The 615-nt window shown below is 41.5% G+C and carries 1 rRNA gene; it reads left to right on the plus strand.

Annotated features, from left to right (window positions below):
• The first annotated feature begins 24 nt into the window (after window positions 1-24).
• Window positions 25-139, plus strand: a 5S ribosomal RNA gene (gene rrf, locus IRQ78_RS20405).
• Window positions 140-615: the final 476 nt, after the last annotated feature.

Raw genomic sequence — 615 nt, forward strand, 5'->3', positions numbered from 1 at the left:
AAGGCGATTAACAAACCAAATTTGCTTGGTGACAATAGCGTTTTGGACCCACCTGACCCCATGCCGAACTCAGTAGTGAAACGAAACAGCGCCGATGATAGTGTAGCAGCTGCTATGTGAAAGTAGGTCATCGCCAGGCTCCAAATAARAGAAAGCCCGATTCGAAAGAGTCGGGCTTTTTTGCGTTTTGAGCTGTCAGCTTTCAGCCGTCAGACTTCAGTTGAACTGCGGGGTTGCCCTGTACAAAGTCACCCTCAGCAACAAAACCCCGTAGGAGATGTATGGACTCCTCCCCCAAATAGGGTGAGTACGGTATAAAGAGATTGGACAATTACTTTTACCAATAAGGAATCCATACATGTCAAAATTTAACCTAATTAGTATCGACTTGGCAAAAAATGTTTTTCAAGTCGGTAAGTTTTTTATCAAAACCTACAAAGTAATAAAGCGGTGAGCAGAAAAGAGTTATACCATTCCGCATAAAGATTAAATCAATTTAATCCATTCCCGATTGCACATTTTCTTCACTCGATCCGGGATTGAAATAAAGTGATTCCATGCCTTTGAAACTTCATCGACAATTTCGTCATAGCCCGAAAACACTCTATTGGATAA

Source organism: Pseudoalteromonas simplex, from assembly GCF_015278155.1.
Classification (GTDB): domain Bacteria; phylum Pseudomonadota; class Gammaproteobacteria; order Enterobacterales; family Alteromonadaceae; genus Pseudoalteromonas; species Pseudoalteromonas simplex.